Source organism: Nocardia sp. NBC_01499 (assembly GCF_045040275.1).
Taxonomy (GTDB): domain Bacteria; phylum Actinomycetota; class Actinomycetes; order Mycobacteriales; family Mycobacteriaceae; genus Nocardia.
Window position 1 is genome coordinate 4,758,648 of the sequence record NZ_CP109426.1, and the last position, 23,969, is coordinate 4,782,616.

Here is a 23,969-nt window from a genome sequence, read left to right on the forward strand (position 1 = left end):
CGCGACTTGACCCATCGGCCAGGGAAGACGGAGCGTTTGCCTGCGGCGAACATACTGTCGCGCAGGAAGATTCAACCCGTGACTGGCCGGGAACCACGGTAGGAACCGGGCGGACTACCGGTCCAGCGGCGAAACGCGCGCCGGAAGGCGCTCGGTTCGGAGAAACCGAGCCGGGCCGAGAGCGCCTCGACCGTCTCGTCGCCGCGCACCAGGCTGGCCACCGCCGCGTCGCGCAGGATGTCCTCGCGGATCTGGGTGATCGAGGTGCCCTCCTCGCCGAGCTTGCGGCGCACCGTCTGCGGGCTCATGGCCAGCCGCTTGGCCACCTCATCGGCGGTGGGCCAGTGCTCACCAACCCCGTCGGCCGCCGTGCCCCGGCCACCGCGCAGGCCGCGTACGAGGATCTTGCGCACCTGTTCGGCCAGTGAGGTGCCGTAATCGCGCCGGGACAGCACGTCGATGGGGGCATTGCGGGCCCAGTCGATGAGATCTTCCTCGGTCCTGGTGAGCGGCGCACTCAGTAGCTCGCTGTCGAAGGTGAGGGCCGCGGTGACGGCCTCGAAGACGAGCGGGGCACCGAAGACGAGGTCGTAGTCGGCGATATTGCGTGGCCGCGGATACGGAAACTCGACCTGGCGCAAGGGAACTCGGCGACCGATGCCCCAGGAGATCATCCGGTGTATCGCCGCGAGCAGGAAGACGGTGAGCAGTTCCTCGCCCGCGGCGAGCACGCTGGTGTCGAGGGTGCAGCGGGTGCGCGCGCCGTCGGTGGTCACCGCCATCGGTGGCAAGCCGGGCAGCAGTCGCTGGTATTCGCCGAACCGCGCGATCGCCGAGCCGAGATCGCGGCAGCCGATCAGGCCGAAGCCGACCAGCCGGATCGAGCCGCGCGGCACGGGCGCCGGGCCGAGGCCGAACAGTTCGTCGTCGGTGATCCGCCAGAGTTGACGCATGGTCGTGGCCACCTGATCGACCGTCACCCGCGCCCGATCCTGGGCGAGCAGCTCGGGTGCGACCCCGACGCTGCCGAGCAGCTGTTCGATGTCGACGCCTTGCCGCTCGGCGGTGGCGACGGCGGAGCGCACGAAATCGATCGGCACCGTCCTCGCCGTCACCTCAACCTCCTCACCGAGGCGAACCTACCAGGCCGGATGCGGTGAGCGCGGCGGTCACCGAACGTGCGCAGCGCGGTCATCCCGGCCGCGGCCGCCGATTCCTAGCGTTGCGGTATGGGCAACGACGGGGTGAGGCAGCAGTGACCGATGGGACGACGTTCAACCTGGAGCGGTTGGGCAACTGGGGCGCGCGGGACACGTTCGAGGTGGACCGGGAGCGCACGATCGCCTATGCCGCCGCGACCAATGATCCGCTCGAACACCATCTCGAAGGGGTTTACGCGCCACCGGTTTTCGCGGTGGTGCCGATCATGGTGATGATGGCCGATGCCGCGATGTCCGTGGTGCCCGACGAGCTGATGCTGCGAATTCTGCACGGCGAGCACGACTTCCGGTTCCACCGGCCGATCAAACCCGGCGAGACGCTGCAGGTGCGGGCCCGGCCGATCGGCATCGAGGGCAAATCCTCGGGTGTCGTCGTCACCTCGCACATCGAGACCTACAGCGTCGGCGGCGGCGACCTGGTCAACGAGCAGTACTTCGTCGGCTTCTTCCGCGGCGGCCGATTCGACGGCGCTCGCGGCGAACCGAGCCCGGCACACTCCTTCGACGAGAACATGCGTGCCAGCGAGCCGGACTTCCTCGCGGCGCAGACCTTCGACGCGGACCAGACCTTCCGCTACGCCAGAGCCGCGGCCGACCCGATGCCGATCCACCTCGTCGACGAGTTCGCCAAGGCGATGGGGCTGCCCGGCATCATCATCCACGGCCTGTGCACCATCGCGTTCCTCTCGCACGCGCTGATCACCCGGATCAGCCCGGACGACCCGGCCAGGCTGAAAAGGCTTGCGGTGCGGTTGAGTTCGCCCGCCTTCCCGGAGCAGACCATCACCACCGCGGGGTGGGCGATCGGCCGTAAGGACGGGCGCGATCGCTACGCCTTCGAAACCTGGTCCGACAGTGACCAATTCGTCATCCAGGACGGGCTCGCGGAGTTCGAGCCCGCATTCGACAAGGAAACGATATGAGCAACAGGGTTTTCGTCATCGGTGTCGGCATGACGAAGTTCGAGAAGCCGGGCCGCCGCGAGTGCTGGGACTACCCGGCCATGGCGCAGGAGTCGGGCAGCAAGGCACTTGCCGACGCTGGCATCCGCTACGACCAGGTACAGGAGGCGTATGTCGGTTACGTCTACGGCGATTCGACCAGCGGGCAGCGCGCCATCTACGAGCTCGGGCTGACCGGGCTGCCGGTGGTCAACGTGAACAACAACTGCTCCACCGGGTCCTCGGCGCTGTACCTGGCGGCCAGGGCGATTCGCGGCGGGCTCGCCGACTGCGCCATGGCGCTCGGCTTCGAGAAGATGCAGTCCGGTTCGCTGGCGGCGGGTTACACCGATCGGGAGCAGCCGCTGCTGCGCCACATCGAGGCGCTGGCCGAGCTGCGCGAGTTCGCGATGCCGGTGGCGCCCTGGATGTTCGGCGCGGCGGGGGTCGAGCACATGGAGCAATACGGCTCCACCCGTGCGCATTTCGCCAAGATCGCCGAGAAGAACCACCGGCATTCGGCGAACAATCCGTACGCGCAGTTCCGGGACGTGTACACGTTCGACGAGATCACCGGCGCCAAAATGGTTTACGAGCCGCTCGGCCTCACCCGGCTGCAATGCTCGCCGACCTCGGACGGTTCGGGTGCCGCGGTGCTGGCCAGTGAGCGCTTCGTCGACGAGCACGATCTCGGCGACCGGGCCGTGGAAATCGTCGGCCAGGCACTGGTGACCGACCTCGAATCCAGCTTCGCCACCAAGACGGCACGCTCGCTGGTCGGCGTCGACATGAGCGCCGCGGCGGCCCGAAAGGTGTACGAGCAGGCCGACATCGGACCCGACGACCTCGACGTGATCGAGCTGCACGACTGCTTCTCCCCCAACGAGCTGCTCACCTACGAGGCGCTCGGCCTGTGCGGCGAGGGCGAGGGACACAAGCTGGTCGACGCCGAGGACACCACCTACGGCGGGCGCTGGGTGGTCAACCCGTCCGGCGGCCTGATCTCCAAGGGACACCCGCTCGGCGCCACCGGCCTGGCCCAGTGCGCCGAGCTGACCTGGCAGTTGCGCGGCGAGGCCGACGCGCGCCAGGTCGCCGACGCGAAAGTCGCACTCGCGCACAACATCGGCCTCGGCGGTGCCGCGATCGTCACCGCCTACCGTCCGGCCGATCGCTGAATTCGGCGCCACGCCAATCGCTTTACCGAAGTAGAGGAGAACCACCATGGCACAGGCCAAGGTTTCCAAGGAGTTTCCGGCCGCGCAGGAGAAGGTGTGGGCGGTGCTGTCCGACCCGAACCGCTTCGAGGAGTGGCTGACGGTGCACACCAAGTGGAAGGAGCTGCCGCCCGCGCAGCTGTCCACCGGGGCGACCATGACCGAGGTGCTCACCATCATGGGGATGGCGAACACCATCACCTTCACCGTCGACGCCTACGACGCCCCCAACTCGACGAAGTTCTCCGGCGTCGGCCTGGCCGGCGCGCAGATCAGCTTCACGCTCACGGTGGATACCAAGGGCGACAACGCTTCTCTGGTCACCATCGACGCGGAGTTCATCAGCCAGATGATGGTCGGCGCGATCGGCGGCGCGATCGAGCGCGCCTCGACCAAGGAACTCGACGCCTCCCTCACCAACCTCGCCGGTCTGCTCGCCTGACCGCGTACTCCGCATCGAAAGGAACATCATGGGTTCGCTGGACGGACGCGTCGCCATCGTCACCGGCGCAGGCCGAGGCATCGGCCGGGCACACGCGCTGCTGCTCGCCGCCGAAGGCGCCGCCGTAGTGGTCAACGACCTCGGCGGCAACAACGAAGGCGTCGGCGCCGACGCCGGGCCCGCGCAGCAGGTGGTCGACGAGATCGTCGCGGCGGGCGGGCGCGCGGTCGCCGACGGCGCGAACATCGCCGACTGGGCGGGCGCGAAAGCCCTTGTCGAGCAGGCGATCACCGCCTTCGGCGGGCTGGACATCCTGGTCAACAACGCGGGCATCCTGCGCGACGCGTTCATCGCCGCGATGGACGAGGCGCAGTGGGACGCGGTGATCGCGGTGCACCTCAAGGGCCATTTCGCGGTGCTGCACCATGCCGCCGCGTACTGGAAGGAGCGGTCGAAGGCCGGGCAGCAGGTCGCGGCGTCGGTGATCAATACCGCCTCCGCGTCGGGCACCTTCATGCCCAATCCCGGTCAAGCGAACTACGGCGCGGCCAAGGCCGGCATCGCCGCGCTCACCCAGGTCGCCGCGCTCGAACTGGAGCGATACGGCGTGCGCGCCAACGCCATTGCCCCCGTCGCCCGCACCCGGCTGACCCTGGCGACCCCCGGCATGGGCGCCATGTTCGCCGAGGAGGTCCCGGCGGGCGAGTTCGATGCCTTTGCCCCGGAAAACATCGCACCCATCGTCGCCTACCTCGCCCAGGAGAAGTGCCCGATCACCGGCAAGGTCTTCGCGGTCCAGGGCGGTGCGATCTCCGCCCTCAACGGATGGACCGCCACCAAGACCATCGAAACCGACGGCCCGTGGCAGCTGGCCGATCTGGCCGACCGGCTGCCGGACCTCGGCTGACTCGACGCGCTCGCCGACGCGCGGATCCGCTCGTCGGCGAGCGTGGCCGTGTGAGGTATGCCATATTCAGCGCCCGCTGACGCCGCCGCGGCCGTTCCGCCCAGCGGCCATCGTCACGGCTCACCAGCCGTTCTAGGCCCGCACAGGCCCCTTACGTGCGGAAATGAGACACTGGACGGCGTGACGATGACTACCGGGGCGACGAGCGCGCTGCGGATCGGGCCGTATCCGGTCGATCCGGCGGTGGTGCTCGCGCCGATGGCGGGCATCACGAATCTGGCGTTTCGTAAGCTGTGCCGCGAATTCGGTAGCCCCACCTCTATCTATGTCTGCGAGATGATCACCGCGCGTGCGGTGGTCGAGCGCAACGAGAAGACCCTCGAGATGATGTCGTTCGACGCGGACGAATCGCCGCGCTCGATGCAGCTCTACGGCGTCGACCCGGCCACCCTCGGCGAAGCGGTGCGGATCATCGCCGGCGAGGGTTGGGCCGATCACATCGACACGAACTTCGGCTGCCCGGTGCCCAAGGTCACCCGGCTCGGCGGCGGTGCCGCGCTGCCGTACAAGCGGGCGTTGTTCACCCAGATCGTGCGCACCATGGTGCGCGCCGCCGAACCGGCTGGCATCCCGGTGACGGTCAAGTTCCGGATCGGCATCGACGACGAACACCTGACCTACCTCGACGCCGGACGCATCGCGGAAGCCGAAGGGGCGCAAGCGGTCGCGCTGCATGCGCGGACCGCCGCCCAGCGCTACTCCGGCCAGGCCGACTGGTCGGCCATCGCCCGGCTCAAGGAGGCCGTCAGCACCATTCCGGTGCTCGGCAACGGCGATATCTTCTCGGCCGCCGACGCGGTCAGGATGATGGACGAAACCGGCTGCGACGGCGTCGTGGTCGGCCGCGGCTGCCTCGGCCGCCCGTGGCTGTTCGCCGAACTCCAGGCGGCGCTGCGCGGCGAGGCGCTGCCGGAACCGCCGAACCTTGGCCGGGTCGGCGAGGTGCTGTACCGGCACGCCGCGCTGCTGTCCGAGCACCTCGGCGAGGACAAGGCCATGCGCGACCTACGCAAGCACATGGCCTGGTACCTGATGGGCTTCCCGGTCGGCGCCGATCTGCGGCGCTCGTTCGCGACGGTGTCCAGGCTCACCGAGCTGGAAGACCTTGTCGGACAGCTTGATCCGACCGCTCCGTTCCCGAAGGACGCCGAAGGTCCGCGCGGAAGACAAGGCTCCCCAGGGAAAGTCGCGCTGCCGCACGGTTGGCTCGACGACCCGCAGGACCCGTCCGTCCCGCACGGCGCTGACGTAATGCACAGCGGCGGCTGACAAACCGGGCGATAACGGGCAGCCGATACCCAGGCGAAGCGATCGCGAATCGGGTATCCAAACGACACTGTGGCCAATTCGATTTCACACTCGGGTGGCTCACCGTGGCGGAATCGTTATCATTGCGGAATCGGTCATGCCGGTCGAGTACGGCCCGAGGTGGCGACGTAGACGAAAAGCGAGGTTCGTTGGTGGGTGACGATCGGCACGGGCGTTCGCCACGGCCCGGAGATCGCGCCCCGTGGGAGCGCTATCCCACGGAGGACAACACCGAGCGAGACGGCTCCCGGACGTCTCGGCGCTCTCGTCATACCGATGCCACCGCCGACGCGGGCTCCGCACCGCTGACCGTGCAGGATCTGGTTCAGAAGGTCGACAACGAGCGCTCCGGCCGCCGGGGACGGCGAGCCGCGGCCACACCGGAGACCGGTGCCGCGCCGAGCCGAGGCCGCCGCGGTGAACCCGCGGGATCCGACCCGCGCCCCGCAGAGCCAACCCAGCGCCGCCCTACGGATCCACCACGCCGCCAAGGTGACCCGCCGCGCCAACCGGACCCGGCGGCCCGCCGCCAAGGCGAACCGCCGCGCCAAGCAGACCCGGCAGGCCGCCGCCAAGCCGAACCGCCACGCCAACCGGACCCGGCAGCTCGCCGCCAAGCCGAACCCCCGCGCCAAGCAGACCCGGCAGCTCGCCGCCAAGCCGAACCGCCACGCCAAGCAGATCCGGCAGCTCGCCGCCAAGGCGATCCGCCCGCTCGACGCCAACCGGCGCCCGGGCACCCGACCGAACAGCCACCCCGGCGCTCCGCCGACGGTCCGCCGCCACGCACGGCCGGTTCAGCGGTCGTCCAGGACATCAGTGGCACACCCGCCGCGCGGACCCCCAACCGGCGCGCCCCAGCCGAGGACCTCGGTAAAGCCACCCCACTGGCGCGCGCGAAGCAGGAAACGGCCGAAGAGGTCACCGACATCCTGCCCCCGCTGGTCGAGACCACCCGCGCCAAGCGCAAGAAGACCGACTGGCCGACCAGCGACGAAGACGGTGCCGCACAACCGAAATCCGTCGGCGCCGCGCCACTGTCCCGCCTGGCCGCAAGCAAGCAGCGCCGCAACAAGCGGCTACGCCTGGCCGGCCGCAGCGCCCTGACGATGTTCGCGGTGCTCTGCCTGCTCACCACCGGTGGCGGCTGGAGCTATCTGCGGTCAACCGGCAACAGCTTCACCCAGATCTCCGCGATCGCCGACAACTCCGATGACGTCGTCGACTCCGATGCCCAGCTGGGTGACGAGAACTATCTACTCGTCGGCACCGATACCCGCGCGGGCGTGAACAGTCAGCTCGGCGCCGGCACACAGGACGATGCCGAGGGTTCCCGCGCGGACACCGTGATGCTGGTCAACATCCCGAAGAACCGTTCGCGCGTGGTTGTCGTCTCGTTCCCCCGCGATCTCGACGTCACCAGGCCGCAGTGCAATGGCTGGGACAACGACAAGGTCCAATACACCAGCGAGACCTTCCCCTCGGCGATCGGCGACAAGCTCAATGCCGTCTACGCGCTCGGCGGGCCCAAGTGCCTGTTCACCACGATTCAGCGGATGACGGGCAGCGCGATCAACCACTTCATCGCGGTCGATTTCGCGGGCTTCGAGGCGATGGTCGACACGATCGGCGGCGTCGAGGTGTGCGCGCCGAAGCCGATCAACGACGAGATCCTCGGGACCGTGCTGGAGAACCCGGGCAAGCAGATGATCAACGGCGCGACCGCGCTGAATTATGTGCGCGCCAGGCATGTCTACGGCGAGGAACGCAGCGACTACGACCGGATCAACCGGCAGCAACGCTTCATGGCCTCGTTGTTGCGCGGCGCGCTGTCGAGCAAGGTGCTCTTCGATCCGGGCAAGCTGAACAGCTTCATCGGCGAATTCACCAAACACACCTGGGTCGACAAGGTCCAGCCCGCGGACCTGCTCACGCTCGGCCGCTCGCTGCAGAAACTGGACGCCGGCACCGTCACCTTCCTGACCATCCCCACCGCGGGCACCACCTCGTACGGCAACGAGATCCCGCGCGAGCAGGACATCAAGGCGATCTTCAAGGCGATCCGCGACGACCAGCCGCTGCCCGGCGAGAAGAAGGTGACCCCGGCCCCCGGCTCCATCCCGTCGGCGCCGCCCACCCCGCCCAAGCTGACCTCGGTCGATCCGAGCACGGTGTCGCTGCTGGTCTCCAATGGCTCCGGCACCTCGGGTCTGGCCCAGCGGGCCGCGACCAAGCTCGGCAACCAGGGCTTCGGGATCTTCAATATCGGCAACTACTCCGGCGGCAACGAGGTCACCTCCAAGGTCCGCTACGGGCCGGGCCAGGAGGCCGCGGCGGCGACGGTGGCCAGCTCGATCCCCGGCGCGCTGATGGAGTCGGCGAACGATCTCGGCGGCATCGTCGAGGTCGTCATCGGCGGCGATTTCACCGGCACGGTGAAGGCGCCGACACCGGTCGGTGATCCGATCTCGAACATGCCCGCGATGGCCCCTGCGACGCCGGTCACCCTGCCGTCCGATCTGGAGCACGTCAACGCCGCCGACGAGACCTGTAAGTAGGCAGGACCTCACCTGCGGCAACACCGGCGCTAACGTTAAGCACCGGTCATTCACCCTGTGTTCGTGACTTGGTCAGCGCCGGGAACTAATGTCTGGTTTCATGCGTGTCATCTACAACGAGCAAATGGCCGATCTCGCCCAACTGTTGGGCGAGATGGCCGGTCTGGCCGGGTCGGCCATGGACCGGGCAACCCAGTCACTGCTCCAGGCCGACCTCGCCCTGGCGGAGCAGGTGATCACCGAGTCCGATCGGATCGCCGAGCTGATCCAGGACGCCGAGGAACGGGCGTTCGCGCTGCTCGCGCTGCAGGCGCCGGTCGCGGGCGACCTGCGGCAGGTGGTGAGCGCGATCCAGATCGTCGCCGACGTCAACCGGATGGGCGCGCTCGCGCTGCACGTGGCCAAGGTGGCCCGGCGGCGCCACCCCAACCACGCGCTGCCCGAGGCGGTCAACGGCTACTTCGCCGAGATGGGCCGCATCGCGGTCAACATGGGCGCCGGAGCCAAAGAGGTGCTCGAGACTCGTGACCCGGAGCGCGCCGCGCAGCTCAACGAGGACGACGAGGCGATGGACGACCTGCACCGTCACCTGTTCACGCTGCTGATGGACCGCGACTGGAAGTACGGCGTCGCCGCCGCCGTCGACGTCACCCTGCTCGGCCGCTACTACGAGCGCTTCGCCGACCACGCCGTCGAGATCGGCCGTCGCGTTATCTTCCTGGTCACCGGAGTATTGCCGCCAGACCCCGACGCTGAGTCCTGAGTAACCGCCGCAACTGATTTCGCGGGGGTACGGACCAGCGCGTCCCTGCCGCTCACGAAATCAGCTGTGGCACAGCATCATCGAAACGTAAAAAGGCCCGCACCCTTGAGGTGCGGGCCTTTTCGCTCGTCGTTTAACCGAAGCGACCGGAGATGTAGTCTTCCGTCGCCTTCTGGCCGGGGTTGGAGAAGATCTTCTCGGTGTCGTCGATCTCGATCAACCGACCCGGCTTGCCCTGCGCCTCCAGGTTGAAGAAGCCGGTCTGGTCACTCACGCGCGCGGCCTGCTGCATGTTGTGGGTGACGATGACGATGGTGAATTCCTTCTTCAGCTCGGTGATCAGGTCCTCGATCGCCAGCGTTGAGATCGGGTCGAGGGCCGAACAGGGCTCGTCCATCAGCAGCACGTCCGGGGAGACCGCGATCGCGCGGGCGATGCACAGCCGCTGCTGCTGACCGCCGGACAGGCCGCCGCCCGGCTTGTCCAGCCGGTCCTTCACCTCGTTCCAGAGGTTGGCGCCGCGCAGCGAGCGCTCGGCGACCTCGTCGAGCTCCTTCTTGCTTCGCACGCCCTGCAGCTTCAGCCCGGCCACCACGTTGTCACGAATCGACATGGTGGGGAACGGGTTCGGGCGCTGGAACACCATGCCGATGGTGCGGCGCACGCCGACCGGGTCGACCTGCGAGCCGTAGATGTCCTCGCCGTCCAGCAGCACCGCACCCTCGACGCGGGCGTTCGGGGTCACCTCGTGCATGCGGTTGAGCGAGCGGAGCACGGTGGACTTACCGCAACCCGACGGGCCGATGAAGGCGGTGACACTGCGCGGCAGCACGGTCAGGTCCACGTCGGCGACCGCGTGGAATTTCGCGTAGAAGATGTTCAGGTCTTTGACGTCGATCCGCTTGGCCATCTGAGTTTCCTATCGATTCCGCGTGAGCAGCTTGTTGACGACCGCGGCCGCCGCGTACAGCAGCGCGATGAGCAGGATCAGCGTCAGTGCCGCACCCCACACCCTGGCCCGGCCCGCGGGCTCCGGGTTGGCCAGCTCCTGGTAGATCAGCAGCGGCAGCGAGGCCATGTTGCCGTCGAAGAGATTGGTGTTGATCGACTTGCTGTAGCCGACGAGCACGAGCACCGGCGCGGTCTCACCCATCACCCTGGCGACGGCGAGCAGGATGCCGCTGATCATGCCGGGCATCGCGGTCGGCACCACGATCCGCGCGATGGTCTTCCACTTCGGGATGCCGAGCGCGTAGGACGCCTCGCGCAGTTCGTCCGGAACCAGCTTCAGCATTTCCTCGGTGCTGCGCACCACCACCGGCAGCATCAGCAGCACCAGCGCCAGCGACACCGCGAACGCGCTCTGCGGCGCGCCGAAGGTGGCGATCCACAGCGCGAAGATGAACAGCGCCGCGACGATGGACGGCACACCCGCGAGGATGTCCACCATGAACGTTGTTGTCTTGGCCAGCCAGCCGCGTCCGTATTCGACCAGGTAGACGGCGGCCATGATGCCGAGCGGCACCGCGATCACCGCGGCGACGGCCGACTGCACGATGGTGCCGTAGATGGCGTGGTACACACCGCCGCCGGACTGATCGGGCAGGATGCCCTTCTGCGACTTCTGCCACCAGTCAAGGGAGGCAACGGATTCGAAGCCCTTGCTCACCACCATGATGAGCACCCAGGCGAGCGGGATCAGCGCGACCGCGAAGCACAGCCAGACCAGGCCGGTCGCGAGGTTGTTGCGGATCTTGCGGCTGGTGCTGACGTCACGGAACGTCGGCGCCTTGATCGGCTTGTCGAGCGTTGTCGTTGTCATCACCCGTTCACCCTTCCGCCCGCGGCGAGCCGCGCAAGCGCGTTGACGACGAAGGTCAGCGCGAACAACACGAAGCCTGCCGCGATGTAGGCGCCGGTCGGCAGCGGTGAGCTGAACTCCGAGGCCGAGGCCGCGATCCTGGAGGCGAAGGTGTAGCCGCCGTCGAACAGCGACCAGCCGCCCGCCTTCGCCGAGGTGTGCAGCACGACGAGGACCGCGATGGTTTCACCGAGCGCGCGGCCGAGGCCGAGCATCGAACCGGCGATCACACCGCTGCGGCCGTAGGGCAGCACGGTCATCCTGACCATTTCCCACTTCGTTGCGCCGAGCGCGTGCGCGGCCTCGATGTGCGCGGCGGGGGTGAGGTTGAAGACCTCGCGGGAGACCGAGGTGATGATCGGCAGGATCATCACGGCGAGCACGACACCCGCGGTGAAGATGGTGCCGCCACCCGAGATGGTCACGTTGCCGTCCGAGAACAGGAAGAACCAGCCGAGCTTCTCGTTCAAGAACCGTTGCACCGGTTCCAACTTCGGCGCGAGTACCAGCACACCCCACAGGCCGAACACGATCGACGGCACCGCGGCGAGCAGATCGACGAGCATCGCGAACGGCCGCGCCAAGGTCTTCGGCGAATAGTGGGTCAGGAACAGCGCGATACCGACACCGATCGGCACCGCGATCACCAGCGCGAACACCGCGCTCAGCACCGTGACCATGAACAGGTCACGAATGCCGAACCGTAGGTGGTCGGCGTTGGAGGTGCTGAATTCGGTGCTGGTGAGGAAGTTCGCGTCGTTCGCGAGAACCGAGGGCACCGCGCGGATCAGCAGGAACAGCGCGATCAGCGCGATGGCGGCGACGATGGTCGCGCCCGAAGCGGTGGCAAGAGACCGGAAGATGGTCTCGGCCCGATTGCTCTGGGCGGGGCGAGCCTTTTTGGCCGGCTCGGTGCTCGGATCACTCGACATGGGGGCAATGTCTCCGGCCGCCCGCGGGCCCGTCGAATCCGACGAGCCCGCGGCGGTCACCTCAGGGTGCACGGTCATTACTAACTACTGTGCGATCAGGAGATGGCGTTGATCGCGGTGGTCAGACGCGTCTTGAACTTGTCCGGGATCGGGATGTACCCGGCCTCGTCGAGACCCTTCTGGCCGTTGGTGGTCGCCGAGGTCAGGAACGCCTTGACCGCCTTGGCGGTGTCCGCGTCGCTGTACTTCGAGCAGACGATCTCGTAGGTGGCCAGCATGATCGGGTAGGCACCCGCCACGGTCGGCTTGTAGAACGTGCTGGTGTCGAGCACCAGGTCGTTGCCGTCACCCTTGACCTTCACGCCGTCGATGGCCTTGCCCGCGGAGTCTGCGGTCAGCTTGACCGGGTCCTTGCTCGCCGAGGTGACGATCTGGGCGATGGCCAGGTTCTGCGACTTCGCGAACGACCACTCGTTGTAGGTGATCGCGTTCTTGGTGCTCTTGATGGCGGCCGAGGTGCCCTCGTTGCCCTTCGCACCCTCACCGATGCCGCCGACGAACGCCTTGCCCGCACCCTTGCCCCAGGCGCCGTCGGACGCCGCGTCCAGGTAGAGCTGGAAGTTGTCGGTGGTGCCCGACTCGTCGCTGCGGAAGATCACCGCGATCTTGTCGGAGGGGAGCTTCGCGCTCGGGTTGAGCGCCTTGATCTCCGGGGCGTCCCAGGTGGTGATGGCGCCGTTGAACACCTTGGCGGCGGTCGGGCCGTCGAGCACCAGGTCGCTGACGCCGTCGATGTTGTAGGTGATGGCGATCGGGCCGAACACGGTCGGCAGGTTCCACGCGGGCGAACCGCAGCGGTCCTGCGCCTTGGCGGTCTCGCCCTTCGACGCGCTCAGCGGCGAGTCGGAACCACCGAAATCGGTCTGGTTGCCGACGAATTCGTTGACACCCGCCCCGGAACCGCTCGAGGTGTAGTTCAGGGTGTTGCCGTCGCAGTTGGCCTCGTAGGCCGCGACGAAGCGGTCCATCGCGTTCTTCTGCGCGGAGGAGCCGCTCGACTTGAGCGCCTTCTTGCCACCGCAGGCGATGTCCGACTTGGCAGTGGTGCCGCCGTTGCTGCTGGTGCTGGTGTTGTCGTCGCTGCCACAGGCGGCGAGCGACATGGCACCAACGGCCAGCACACCAACGAGGGCGCTGCTGCGCTTGAGATTCACTATTCCTCCGACAAAGGCGTCCAACTCGCCCGGTCCCTCACCGGCCCGGACGGGTGATGTGGTGCTGTTCGCGGGGAACTTGCGCACCAGGCAGCCGTGGGCTGCCCACCAATCAACGTAAAGTCACGTGGTTGACAGTTGGACCGACCTGAGTGAACGGCGGGTGAACAGCCAAGCGCGATTGGTGCGTTATGTGTGACATTAGCCGCAGTTTTACTCAGACACCCCCGACGGGGCACCTGCTATTCAGCTGAGGCCGCCGAATAGGCGACATCGATGTGCGCGGGAGCGAACCCGAGCCGGGTGTAGGTGTGCACGGCCGCGGTGTTGTCGGCCTCGGTGTAGAGAAGTACTTCGCCGAGGTCACGATCACGCAGATAATGCAGGCCGACCAGGGTCAGCAGACGACCGAGTCCGCGGCCCTGCGCGGCGGGGTCGATGCCTACCACGTAGACCTCACCGACCGCCGGGTTCTCGTCGTAATGCACCTTGGTCCAATGGAATCCGAGCACGCGGCTCGGCTCGGCGGTGTCGGTCGCGAGGAACAGACCCTTCGGGTCGAACCACGGCTCGGCGCGGCGCGCCTTGAGGTCGCGTTCGGTCCAGCCGCCCTGCTCCGGATGCCAGTCGAAGGCGGCGTTGTTCACCCGCAACAATTCGGCGTCGTCGGAGGGGCCGGCGTAGGTCCGGATGGTCACCCGGCCGCGCGCCGCGATTTCCGGTAGCTCAGGTGTAGCCAGCGGGCGTCGCATCTGCCAGAGCTCGCGCGCGGTGGCCAGGCCGAGCCGCCCGGCGACGGCCTTGGCCGCCGGCAGATTTCCGTGCGCCCAGATCCGGGTGCCAGGACCGCCCTCGGCGAGCGCGGCCGAGACCAACTCGGTGCCGATACCCTGCCCGCGCGCGGGCGGATCGACCGCGATCTCGGCCATCGCCGGGTGTTCGCCGTGTGCCGGAACGAGATTCGCGTAGCCGGTGATCACCTCGTCGCGCACGGCGATCAGGTGCCGCACCGCGGGGTCATCGCCCGCGCTCAGCGACAGGACCGCCTGCTCGGAAACGGGGGCGACACCGTCGGCGCCTGCCGCGCGTTCGAGTAGTTGCCGGACGTCAGCGGCCGCGTTCGATGCCAGCCGCTCGCTCCACTGTGTTGCCACGCCGTTCATCGGGCTCCATTCCTCGCGCTCCGCGGCATCCCGAGTGGGATCCCTACCCGGACAACGTCATTGCGTAGCCCAGCATTTCGCGCACGGACAAGACCGGTACGCGATGTCGGCGCGGCGTTTCGAGCACCGCGCCCAGCGTTTCGAACACTGCGGCCGGTGTGCTGAACACCGCGCGAACACATAATGACGCGACGGTGTTTCGGATTGGGCGGCGGGCCCACCGAAATCACTGCACGGAGCCGTTGACCGGAGCGAGCGGCGCGTCGTCGGTGCCCTCCGGCTCGTCCTCCGAGAAAGCGACCGGCTCGCCCTTGGCCGCGGTCCGCGACGGCCGCACCGCCTTGTAGCCGACATTGCGCACGGTGCCGATGAGCGATTCGTACTCGGTGCCGAGCTTGGCGCGCAGCCGCCGGACGTGCACGTCGACCGTGCGGGTGCCACCGAAGAAGTCGTAACCCCACACCTCTTGCAGCAGCTGGGCCCTGGTGAACACCCGGCCGGCGTGCTGTGCGAGGTACTTGAGCAGCTCGAATTCCTTGTAGGTCAGGTCGAGCGGGCGCCCACGCAGACGCGCGGTGTAGGTGCCCTCGTCGATCACCAATTCGCCGAGGGTGATCTTGCCCGAGTTCTCCGGGCTCGCCACGCCGCCATTGCGGCCGACAAGTAGTCGCAGCCTGGCGTCCAGCTCGGCCGGGCCGGTGCCGGGCAGCAGGATGTCGTCGAGTCCCCAGTCCGCGTTCACCGCGACCAGGCCACCCTCGGTGAGCACGGCGACCACCGGCACCGACGACCCGGTGCTGCCGAGCAGGCGGCACAGCCCGCGCGCGGCGGCCAGGTCGGTGCGCGCGTCGACCAGTGCGACGTCCGCGGTGCCCGCCTCCAGCAGCGATGAGACCTCGGTCGGCGCGGGACGCACGTTGTGCGCCAGCAGCGACAATGAGGGCAACACCGCATCAGGGTTGGGGTCGGAGGTCAGCAGGAGCAGCTCCACAAGCTCTCCTCCCATCTAGTAGCTCCGAGGACAACAGCCGCACTGCCGGGGGCCACGTCGCTGAATCACAGGTAATTCGGATGCAAGATTAGCGCGTCAACCCCGATGACCTCGCCATCCGGGTGGACGAGTCCCGGCGAGTGATATGTCTGATACCAGAAATGCACCGTCGCGCCCGCTGCCGATGCGGCCTCGCGCATCCGCGACTCGCAAGCGCTCTATAAGGTTCAGCAATGCGCAAGCTCATCATCGGGCTGCTGATTCTCGCGGGACTGGCAGTGGTCATTGATTTCAGCGTCGCGGCCTATTCGGAATACCGGGTCTCGCGCGCGTTACGCGGGGGCGCCGATCTACCCGCCGATCCCGCGGTGGCCATCCGCGGGGTTTCGTTCCTCGGTCAGGCAATGGGCGGCCGCTACGACGACGTCTGGATCAAGGCGAGCGGCAACCTCCCGCATACGCCGGGGGAATACGAATTCGAGGCGAATCTGACCGGCGTGCGGATACCGCTGCACAATCTGGTCGACGGCAGCCTGCGCAACGTGCCCGCCGAGCAGGTCGACAGTTCGCTGCGGATCGGGCCGACCGAGCTCGGCAGGCTGTTCAGCATCCCCGATCTGCAGGTGAAGGGCCCGCCGCAGCGGGACAAGTCCGACGGCACGGGCGGATCCGGCGGGTCGGGGATGACCTCGACCGAGGACGAGCCGCTGTGCCTGTTCGGCAGCCTGCCGGAATTGTCGAGCGCTCAATACGGCACCGACAAGGTCTTCGTACAGGCCGATCTGTCCCTCGACGGTGACCAGGTGAAAGTCGTCGCGACCGGCTTCTGCCCGCAGGCGGGCAACGACAAGACCATCCCGGAGGAGGCCATCCCCGCGGCCACTCGCCCCGGCGTGCTCGCGCGATTCACCCGTACTATCGACATCAAGGAATTGCCGTTCGGTGTCCACCCCACCAAGGTGAGCGCGCAGGGCGGGTGGATCGTAGTACAGGGCAAAGGCGTGAACGTGACGATCGACCTCGACCGATTGCAGCAACCATGATCGAAATCACAATTCTGGCAGTGATGTTGCTCGCCGCGCTCGCGGTGGGCGTCGCGGTGCGCCGCCGCGACGGCAAGGTCCGCGCCGCCGGCGTGCGGCCTCGCGCATCCGCGACTCGCAAGCGCTCTATCGATGAAACCGGATCGGCCCGTGCCGATCTGCTCGCATCCGTGGGAGTGACCGGAGCGGGTCCCGCGGTGCTGCATTTCTCCGCCGACTGGTGCGGACCCTGTGCCGCGGTGCGCCGCGTCGTCGCCGATGTCACCGGACAGCTGGCCGAGTCGCCGCAGCCGCCGCTGGACATCGAGGTCGACATCGACGCCGAGCCGGTGCTCGCCAAAGAACTGAACGTGCTCTCGTTGCCGACCACGTTCGTCTTCGATAGTGAAGGCCGCGAACGCTTTCGGATCTCCGGCGTGCCGAAGGTGACCGATCTGCGCTCCGCGCTCGAGCCGCTGACCATCGCCGCTTAGCCGCCTTGACACGATCCATGGGCACCTGTGATCAACCCGGGGTCCATTTCTCCCTCCCGATTAGGTAAACTGCATTCGTGCTTTACAACCACGAGCTGATGCTCACCCGACGCCGCACGGTTGACCTGTGCCGCCTCGGTGGTTGTTGCTGCCTGTGCCGCTGAGCGGTCGGCTTTCTCAGAAATTCCTGACGCCGACCTCTGTTCGCCGTGCGAGTGATCTCGTTGATCCCCCGGCGAACTGGCAATTTTCCAGCCATCAGTCGCATCCAGCGCAGGAGTACGCACAATGTCCACCGAAATCGGTAATACTTCGCAGAATCGGCCAATTGCCAACGGACAGGTAGATGTTCGTGGCCCGCGCTTCGCCGCGTGGATCACCACCGCCGTCCTCGTCCTGGTGTTGATCGCCGCCATCTTCTCGCCCGTCGCCGCCGCGGTGCTCATCGCCATCCAAGCCGTCGTCTTCGCGATCGGCGCCGCCTACGGTCCGCGCAAGCATCCGTACGGCCGGATCTACGCGACATTCGTCGCGCCGCGCGTCGCACCGACCACCGAGACCGAACCCGTGCCGCCGCTGAAGTTCGCGCAGCTGCTCGGCTTGGCCTTCGCCGTGGTCAGCCTGCTGGGCTTCGCGCTCGGCTCCACAGTTGTCGGCGCGGTCTTCGCCGGCTTTGCCCTGTTCGCCGCGTTCTTGAACGCGGCGTTCGGGATTTGCCTGGGCTGCCAGATCTATCCACTGGTAGCCCGTTTCCGCCGGACTGCTGCTCCGACTGGCGGTGTTCACGGCCCCTCCGTGGTTACGCAAGCTACCGCCTCCGGGCCTGACGCTCACACCGCCGGGTCCCCGGCACCGAACTGATCCGCAAGTCATCTCTGAAAGGAACAACATGGCTCGCTCCGATGTCCTGGTCTCCGTGGACTGGGCCGAAGAGAACCTCAACGCCCCCGGCATCGTCTTCGTCGAGGTCGACGAGGACACCTCCGCCTACGACGGTGGCCACATCGAGGGCGCCGTCCGGCTCGACTGGAAGAAGGACCTGCAGGATCAGGTTCGTCGTGACTTCGTGAACCAGGAGCAGTTCTCCGACCTGCTCTCGGCGCGCGGCATCGCGAACGACGACGAGGTAGTCCTGTACGGCGGCAACAACAACTGGTTCGCCGCGTACGCCTACTGGTACTTCAAGCTGTACGGCCACAACAACGTCAAGCTGCTCGACGGCGGACGTAAGAAGTGGGAGCTCGACGGCCGCCCGCTGTCCACCGACGGCGTCAGCCGCCCGGCCACCCAGTACAAGGCCGCCGCCCCCGACGTGACCATCCGCGCGTTCCGCGACGAGGTCATCGCCGCCATCGGCACCAAGAACCTGGTCGACGTCCGCTCGCCCGACGAGTTCTCCGGCAAGATCCTGGCCCCCGCGCACCTGCCGCAGGAACAGAGCCAGCGTCCCGGCCACATCCCCACCGCGATCAACGTGCCGTGGAGCAAGGCCGCGAACGAGGACGGCACCTTCAAGTCCGACTCCGAGCTCACCGAGATCTACCAAGAAGCCGGCTTGGACGGCGAGAAGGAAACCATCGCCTACTGCCGGATCGGCGAGCGCTCCTCGCACACCTGGTTCGTGCTCCAGGAACTGCTCGGCCACAGCAATGTCAAGAACTACGACGGGAGCTGGACCGAATACGGCTCCCTCGTCGGTGCACCGATCGAGTTGGGAGCGTAATCAACATGTGTGCAGCACCTACCCAGGGTCAGGCCATTCCGGCGGGCGTCGACGTGGAGAAGGAGACGGTCATCACCGGCCGTGTCCTGAGCACCGACGGCCAGCCGGTCGGCGGCGCGTTCGTGCGTCTGCTCGACGGCAACGGTGATTTCACCGCCGAGGTCGTCGCCTCGGGCACCGGCGACTTCCGCTTCTTCGCGGCGCCGGGTGCCTGGACGTTGCGGGCGCTCTCCTCGGCCGGTAACGGCTCGGCCGAGGTTCGTCCGGAAGGCGCCGGCATCCACCCCGTGGATGTCGCGGTCGCCAAGTAAGCAGACCTCACGCAGCTAACGACCCCGGTACTTCCCTAACTATGACGGGAAGCACCGGGGTCGTTTGCGTACGAGGGCGCAGTTGTCGTTAGACTCCAAATGTGGTCGTCTTCTTCGAGATTCTGCTGGTGGCCGTTGCCATCCTCATCGGCTGGTTCGGCCTGTACGTCTTCTACCGGCTGTTCACCGAATCATGAGTGATCTCGCTAGCGAGGGTTCTAATCCGGCCGAGCAAGCGAGTGAACAACTGAACGGCAACGGCTCGGCCGATTCGGCTGGTCGCCGCAGCGGCGATCAAGCCGTGTCCGAGGCCGTCGAGCGGGCGAAGGCGACGGGCGCCCGCAACATTCCGGTGCTGCCCGATCTGCCGCTGCCCGTCGACACCGCGAATCTGCGTCTCGGGCCGGATCTGAGTTCCTCCATGCTCGCGCTGCTGCCGATGGTCGGCGTGTGGCGCGGCGAGGGCGAGGGCCACAATCCCGAGCGCGGTGACTACCGGTTCGGTCAGCAGATCATCGTCGCGCACGACGGCGGCGACTACCTGTCCTGGGAGTCCCGCTCCTGGGTGCTCGACGCCAAGGGCGAGTACGCCGGGCCCGATCTGCGCGAGAGCGGCTTCTGGCGGGTCGGCATCGACGGCAACGACGAGGTCATCGAGCTGCTGCTCACGCACAGCACCGGCATCGTCGAACTCTTCTACGGCCAGGCGCTCACCCAGTCCTCCTGGGAACTCGCCACCGACGTTGTCATCCGCAGCCAGTCCGGCATCGTCGTCGGCGGCGCGAAGCGCCTCTACGGCATCGTCGAGGGCGGCGACTTGGCTTACGTCGAGGAGCGAGTGGTAGCTGACGGCCCCCTCGAACCCCGCCTCTCGGCCCGCCTCCAGCGCTACATCGGCTAGCGGGTCCTGCGCGGGGCATCGCCTACTGAGCAGGTGGATTCAAGATCTCTGCTGAGGCGACTTCTGATTTCGCAAGGACATGGGTAACTCGGCGGGTACCGGCTAACTCGACCCACCACATCACCGCCGGTCGCCAACGCAACCGCCACGGCACCTGAGTCTGGCCTGAATACCCGGAGAGGCGGGCAGCCCCCGAGCCTTACCGGTGCTGGTTAGTGCACGGGTCCCGTTCGGACTCAAACGGGGGCTCGGGGGCCGGGTGACTGCGTGGAATTCGCTAGCGCTCGCGCGGCGAATCACCTGCAGCGGTGGCGCTAGCGCGCAGCCACCTCACGAGTCCTTTGAACATACATTCGTCGAACCACCTCCTTCCTTGTGTACTGACGAATTTAGCGAGGAGTCAGCGGGTCGGCAACGGAATTTCTCGGTGGGCGGAAGTGGGGACTCCCCGGTCCACGAAATCGACCTTTACCTGCGACGATGCGTCGACTCGTACGATGACGCCGGCCCGATTGTCCGGCGGAAGTTGATGTGTGACGACCACCACAGTTCGATCGGGTTCGACCAATCCGCTGTCGGCATCGAGCAAGTCGCGAAGCAGCTCGGCGCCTGCCTCGGCCTCGAGATGCTCGGTCGGTTCGTCGAGCAGCAACACTCGCGCCGGTGATACGAGTGCCCGGGCGAGCAGGATGCGGCGGCGTTGACCGCCGGAGACGGCGGCCGCGCCACCGACCAGGTCGGTGTGCACCCCCTTCGACAGGGAGTCCAGCCAGTCGCCGAGACCTACTGTGCGCAAGGCAGTTTCGGCCTCGTCCTCGGTGAGGTCGCCACGTGCGACGCGAAGGTTCTCCAGCACCGAGGTACCGAAGAGGTGAGCATCCTCGGCGAAGAACATGACACCGGTTCGAGGTGTGTCGAACAGGCCCGCCCACCTCATCAGCAGCGTGGTCTTTCCGGCACCGCTCGGCCCGACCACGGCGATCCGGCGTCCCCGTGGCAGCTCTGGAAGTTGTTGCGACAGATGACCTTCCAGCGCATCGTCGTGCACAGCGCTGGCACCGTCGAGCCGGGTCAAACGATGCAGGGCCGCGCGGGCCGTGGTCAGCGACTGCGCCGCGGCGGGGAGCGGACCGACGGCCTCGAATGCCGAGAGCGGAAGCAACACAAGCACGGTGAGCGCCATGGGCGTCATCGCACCTGGTGCGCCACCCGACGGGCCATAGCGGGTGATGCCGATCAGCAAGGCCCCCAGCACGCTCGCACCGATCGAGAGCGGGGTGGCCGCCGCCGACCACGCGCTGCGTGCGGCCGCCGCGTCCTCCGCCGCAACCGCGCGCCGAGATGCCTTGGTGGCAGCGCCGAGTGCCGCGTCGAGTCGACCCGCGACGCGCAGTTCCGCCGCGTGCTCGAGCACTGTGAGTGCCTGCGCGGTGAACTCCGCCCGGTCCACGCGCACGGCCCGTTCGGCCTCGCGCGCCGCCGTTGCCGACAGCCAGGGGGCGAGCACACCCGAAAGCGCAAGTGCCCCGGCCAAAATCGCGGCCGCGGCCACCGAAATCGTGGCGAGCAGGCCGATCGCGATCGCGGACAGCACCAGGGCGACCGCAACGGGGACGAACACCCGCACCACGACAGCCCCGAGATCGTCTATGTCGCTACCGATTCGGACGAGCAGATCACCACGCCGCAGCGGCCCGGCCCGGCCAACGCCGGTGACGGCCGACCGCTGATCCGACGGCCTGCGCAACCAGAAGTCGGACCCGGCGAGCGTTCGATAGACCGTGGTGCGCGCCGTCGCCATCGCCCGCAGCGCGACATCATGGGTGGCGAGCCGTTCCAGATACCTGGCCAGGCCCCGCGAAATCCCCAGTGCCCGAACGGTCACCACCGCGATGCTCAGATCCAGCACCGGCGGCATCTGCCACGCCCGAGCGATCAACCACGCGGCGAGCGCCGCCAGTCCGAGGCCGCTGCCGAGTGCGAGCACACCCCATGCGACGGCCACCGCGACGCGCCACCGGGACAGTTCCAGCAGCCGCCACATTCGGCGCAGATCACCGCGCAGCGTCGAACCGCTGTCCGCCGCGCTCATCGCCGCACCGCGCCATGATCGTCCGAGACTTCCATCAGCTCCTCCGCTGTCACGATCATCAGGCTCCCACCAGATCATCGGCGGCCGCACGCACCTGGACCACGTGGTCGCCCGCGGCGAGAACTGTTGGGCGGTGGCCGATCACGACCACGGTCGCGCCGTCTCGGGCGCGCTGTCGCAGGGCCGCGAGGACCGCGGCTTCGCTGTCGGGGTCGAGGTGGGCGGTCGGCTCGTCGAGGAGCAAGATCGGCCGGTCGGCCGCCAGGACCCTGGTGAGTGCGAGGCGCTGGCGCTGGCCAAGGGAGAGTCCGACGCCGCCGGGGCCGACCACGGTGTCCCATCGGTCGGGCAGTTCGTTCAGCACGGCGTCGAATCCGGTAGCGACACAGGCGGCTTCGAGGTCGTCGACGACGCGGGCCGGTCCGTGCGCGACCGGAGCCCCTGCCTTCGCGCCGAACAGTTCGAGGTTCTCCCGCAGCGTGCCGGGCACCAGCACGGGACGCTGAGGCAGCCACGCCACGTGGGCCCACCATTCGTCCTGATCCAGCTCGCGCACATCGATACCGTCGATGGTCACCGTGCCGCGATCCGGCTCGAGCAAACCAAGGATCGCCTGCACCGCCGTCGATTTCCCGCTGCCGTTCGGCCCGGCGAGCACGGTGACGGCACCGGGCCGAAGCTGTGCCGACAACCCGTCTGGCGCGAAGCCGTTGCGCGTGCGGACGGACAGGTCGCGTAATTCGACAACCCCGGCGAAATCCGTTACCGCCGCGCCGCCGGTATCGGTTGTTCCCGCCGCCGATTCGAGAACCGCGAAAGCCTTGTCCGCGGCCGCCATTCCGTCCTGTGCGGCATGAAACCGCTCCCCCACCATCCGCAGTGGCAGATACACCTCGGGGGCGAGCACGAGGGCAACCAGGCCCGCGTACAGGCTCATCTCGCCGAACACCAGCCGCAATCCGATGGACACCGCGACCAGCGCCACGCTCAGTGTCGCGAGCATCTCCAGCACCATCGAGGAAAGGAACGCGACCCGCAGTGCACGCATGGTCCGCTGCCGCAACGCATCCCCGAGGTCGCGCACTCGAGCTGCCATGGTGGCGGGGCGTGTTTCCGACGAATCGGCCACGCCCGGAGCCGAACTCCCCGGGGTATTTCGTTCCGCGACAACCGATCCGCCCCGCTCCCGCCCGAGCGCCCGCAGCGTCGGCATCCCCGCGAACAGGTCGAGCAGTTGATCCGAGAGCCGCGTTGTCGCGGCCAGCGTGGCCTCCGCACGCCCCTGGGTCAACAGGCCGATCAGGATCATGAAGACCGGAATCAGCGGCAACGTGACCACCACGATGAGGCCAGAGACCGGATCGTGGATCGCGATGACCGCCAACACGATCGGCGGGACGAGAACCGCGAGTAGCAGGGCCGGAACGTATCCGATCAGATACCCGCGCAACCCGGACAGCCCCGTGCCGACCACGACCGCGAGTTCGGTTCTGCGAGTGTCGAGTTCACGCGGCGATAGCCGAGCGCCCGCGGTGAGCACGGCGGTTTCCAGCTCCGCGACCACGTCCGCCCCGGCCCGATGCGCGAGCCGCGCTTGCAGCCAGGTGGCGAGCACCCGGCAGGCGATGGCGAGCGCGAGCACCAGCAGTTCGGTCGTCCACCCGCCGAGCGTGCGCCGACCGGGGTCGGTGACGACCCCGGCCAGCACACGGGCCAGCATGACCGCCGCGACCACGATCGATCCGGTGATCAGCACGGACAGTGCGACACTCAGCGCCAGGTAGCGGCGGGCCGAGCGGGCATACCGCCAGAGGCGCGGGTCGACGGGCGGGCGGGCCATGGCTCAGTC

The 23,969-nt window shown here is 67.6% G+C and carries 21 protein-coding genes and 1 pseudogene; 13 read left to right on the forward strand and 9 right to left on the reverse strand.

Annotation, left to right across the window (positions count from 1 at the left end; translation table 11 throughout):
• Positions 1–71: 71 nt before the first annotated feature.
• On the reverse strand, positions 72–1,115 hold the full coding sequence (locus OG203_RS21690; RefSeq protein ID WP_405167441.1) for an AraC family transcriptional regulator: 1,044 nt from the start codon (positions 1,113–1,115) through the stop codon (positions 72–74).
• A 140-nt stretch (positions 1,116–1,255) separates the two neighbouring features.
• Between OG203_RS21690 and OG203_RS21695 the strand changes: the two genes are divergently transcribed.
• The 7 genes from OG203_RS21695 to phoU all read left to right on the forward strand — a co-directional run bounded on the left by OG203_RS21695 (position 1,256) and on the right by phoU (position 9,416).
• Entirely contained in the window at positions 1,256–2,143 is an 888-nt protein-coding gene (locus tag OG203_RS21695) for a MaoC/PaaZ C-terminal domain-containing protein (RefSeq protein ID WP_405167442.1), read from the forward strand.
• Positions 2,140–3,339, forward strand: coding sequence for a lipid-transfer protein (locus OG203_RS21700; RefSeq protein WP_405167443.1), 1,200 nt, complete (start codon positions 2,140–2,142; stop codon positions 3,337–3,339). Before OG203_RS21695 ends, OG203_RS21700 begins: the two co-directional genes overlap by 4 nt.
• A gap of 46 nt (positions 3,340–3,385) precedes the next feature.
• Entirely contained in the window at positions 3,386–3,820 is a 435-nt protein-coding gene (locus tag OG203_RS21705; RefSeq protein ID WP_405167444.1) for an SRPBCC family protein, read from the forward strand.
• A gap of 28 nt (positions 3,821–3,848) precedes the next feature.
• Positions 3,849–4,727 (forward strand): SDR family oxidoreductase, encoded by an 879-nt coding sequence (locus OG203_RS21710; RefSeq protein WP_405167445.1) that lies wholly within the window; start codon positions 3,849–3,851, stop codon positions 4,725–4,727.
• Between the two features lie 186 nt (positions 4,728–4,913).
• The gene (gene dusB / locus OG203_RS21715; RefSeq protein ID WP_405167939.1) at positions 4,914–6,056 is read left to right on the forward strand and encodes a tRNA dihydrouridine synthase DusB; all 1,143 of its coding nucleotides are present in this window, start codon (positions 4,914–4,916) and stop codon (positions 6,054–6,056) included.
• A 191-nt stretch (positions 6,057–6,247) separates the two neighbouring features.
• Positions 6,248–8,653 (forward strand): LCP family protein, encoded by a 2,406-nt coding sequence (locus OG203_RS21720; RefSeq protein ID WP_405167446.1) that lies wholly within the window; start codon positions 6,248–6,250, stop codon positions 8,651–8,653.
• Positions 8,654–8,753: 100 nt separating this feature from the next.
• Positions 8,754–9,416 carry a phosphate signaling complex protein PhoU gene (phoU, locus tag OG203_RS21725; protein WP_029901066.1) on the forward strand — a complete coding sequence of 221 codons (663 nt, stop codon included), beginning with the start codon at positions 8,754–8,756 and terminating at the stop codon, positions 9,414–9,416.
• 133 nt (positions 9,417–9,549) lie between these two features.
• Here phoU and pstB read toward each other — a convergent pair whose 3' ends face one another.
• The 6 genes from pstB to OG203_RS21755 form a co-directional block, all read right to left on the reverse strand.
• The gene (gene pstB / locus OG203_RS21730; RefSeq protein ID WP_379282160.1) at positions 9,550–10,326 is read right to left on the reverse strand and encodes a phosphate ABC transporter ATP-binding protein PstB; all 777 of its coding nucleotides are present in this window, start codon (positions 10,324–10,326) and stop codon (positions 9,550–9,552) included.
• A 9-nt stretch (positions 10,327–10,335) separates the two neighbouring features.
• Positions 10,336–11,238, reverse strand: a complete 903-nt coding sequence (gene pstA / locus OG203_RS21735) for a phosphate ABC transporter permease PstA (RefSeq protein WP_405167447.1) — start codon at positions 11,236–11,238, stop codon at positions 10,336–10,338.
• Positions 11,238–12,209, reverse strand: coding sequence for a phosphate ABC transporter permease subunit PstC (gene pstC, locus OG203_RS21740; protein ID WP_405167940.1), 972 nt, complete (start codon positions 12,207–12,209; stop codon positions 11,238–11,240). Before pstC ends, pstA begins: the two co-directional genes overlap by 1 nt.
• 95 nt (positions 12,210–12,304) lie before the next feature.
• On the reverse strand, positions 12,305–13,423 hold the full coding sequence (gene pstS, locus OG203_RS21745; protein ID WP_405167448.1) for a phosphate ABC transporter substrate-binding protein PstS: 1,119 nt from the start codon (positions 13,421–13,423) through the stop codon (positions 12,305–12,307).
• Between the two features lie 242 nt (positions 13,424–13,665).
• Positions 13,666–14,586 (reverse strand): mycothiol synthase, encoded by a 921-nt coding sequence (gene mshD, locus OG203_RS21750; protein WP_405167449.1) that lies wholly within the window; start codon positions 14,584–14,586, stop codon positions 13,666–13,668.
• A gap of 226 nt (positions 14,587–14,812) precedes the next feature.
• Complete coding sequence (locus tag OG203_RS21755) at positions 14,813–15,577, reverse strand: winged-helix domain-containing protein (protein ID WP_405167450.1); 765 nt, start codon at positions 15,575–15,577, stop codon at positions 14,813–14,815.
• A 233-nt stretch (positions 15,578–15,810) separates the two neighbouring features.
• Here OG203_RS21755 and OG203_RS21760 point away from each other — a divergent pair, with 233 nt between their 5' ends.
• The 6 genes and pseudogenes from OG203_RS21760 (at position 15,811) to OG203_RS21785 (ending at position 20,028) form a co-directional block, all read left to right on the forward strand.
• Positions 15,811–16,620: a DUF2993 domain-containing protein gene (locus OG203_RS21760; protein WP_405167451.1), complete on the forward strand. Its 810-nt coding sequence runs from the start codon at positions 15,811–15,813 to the stop codon at positions 16,618–16,620.
• Positions 16,617–17,093 (forward strand): thioredoxin family protein, encoded by a 477-nt coding sequence (locus OG203_RS21765; protein WP_405167452.1) that lies wholly within the window; start codon positions 16,617–16,619, stop codon positions 17,091–17,093. Before OG203_RS21760 ends, OG203_RS21765 begins: the two co-directional genes overlap by 4 nt.
• Positions 17,094–17,381: 288 nt before the next feature.
• Positions 17,382–17,864 (forward strand): annotated as a pseudogene (locus OG203_RS21770) (DUF4395 domain-containing protein); the annotation flags it as partial.
• Between the two features lie 118 nt (positions 17,865–17,982).
• Complete coding sequence (locus OG203_RS21775; RefSeq protein ID WP_405167453.1) at positions 17,983–18,816, forward strand: sulfurtransferase; 834 nt, start codon at positions 17,983–17,985, stop codon at positions 18,814–18,816.
• A gap of 5 nt (positions 18,817–18,821) precedes the next feature.
• Positions 18,822–19,127 carry a DUF1416 domain-containing protein gene (locus tag OG203_RS21780; protein ID WP_040730884.1) on the forward strand — a complete coding sequence of 102 codons (306 nt, stop codon included), beginning with the start codon at positions 18,822–18,824 and terminating at the stop codon, positions 19,125–19,127.
• A 193-nt stretch (positions 19,128–19,320) separates the two neighbouring features.
• Complete coding sequence (locus tag OG203_RS21785; protein ID WP_405167454.1) at positions 19,321–20,028, forward strand: FABP family protein; 708 nt, start codon at positions 19,321–19,323, stop codon at positions 20,026–20,028.
• 400 nt (positions 20,029–20,428) lie between these two features.
• On the opposite strand, the gene cydC is transcribed toward OG203_RS21785, so the two are convergent.
• Positions 20,429–22,120, reverse strand: a complete 1,692-nt coding sequence (gene cydC / locus OG203_RS21790) for a thiol reductant ABC exporter subunit CydC (RefSeq protein ID WP_405167455.1) — start codon at positions 22,118–22,120, stop codon at positions 20,429–20,431.
• 58 nt (positions 22,121–22,178) lie between these two features.
• A complete protein-coding gene (locus OG203_RS21795) occupies positions 22,179–23,960 on the reverse strand; it encodes an ABC transporter ATP-binding protein/permease (RefSeq protein ID WP_405167456.1) in 1,782 nt (593 codons plus the stop codon).
• Positions 23,961–23,969: the final 9 nt, after the last annotated feature.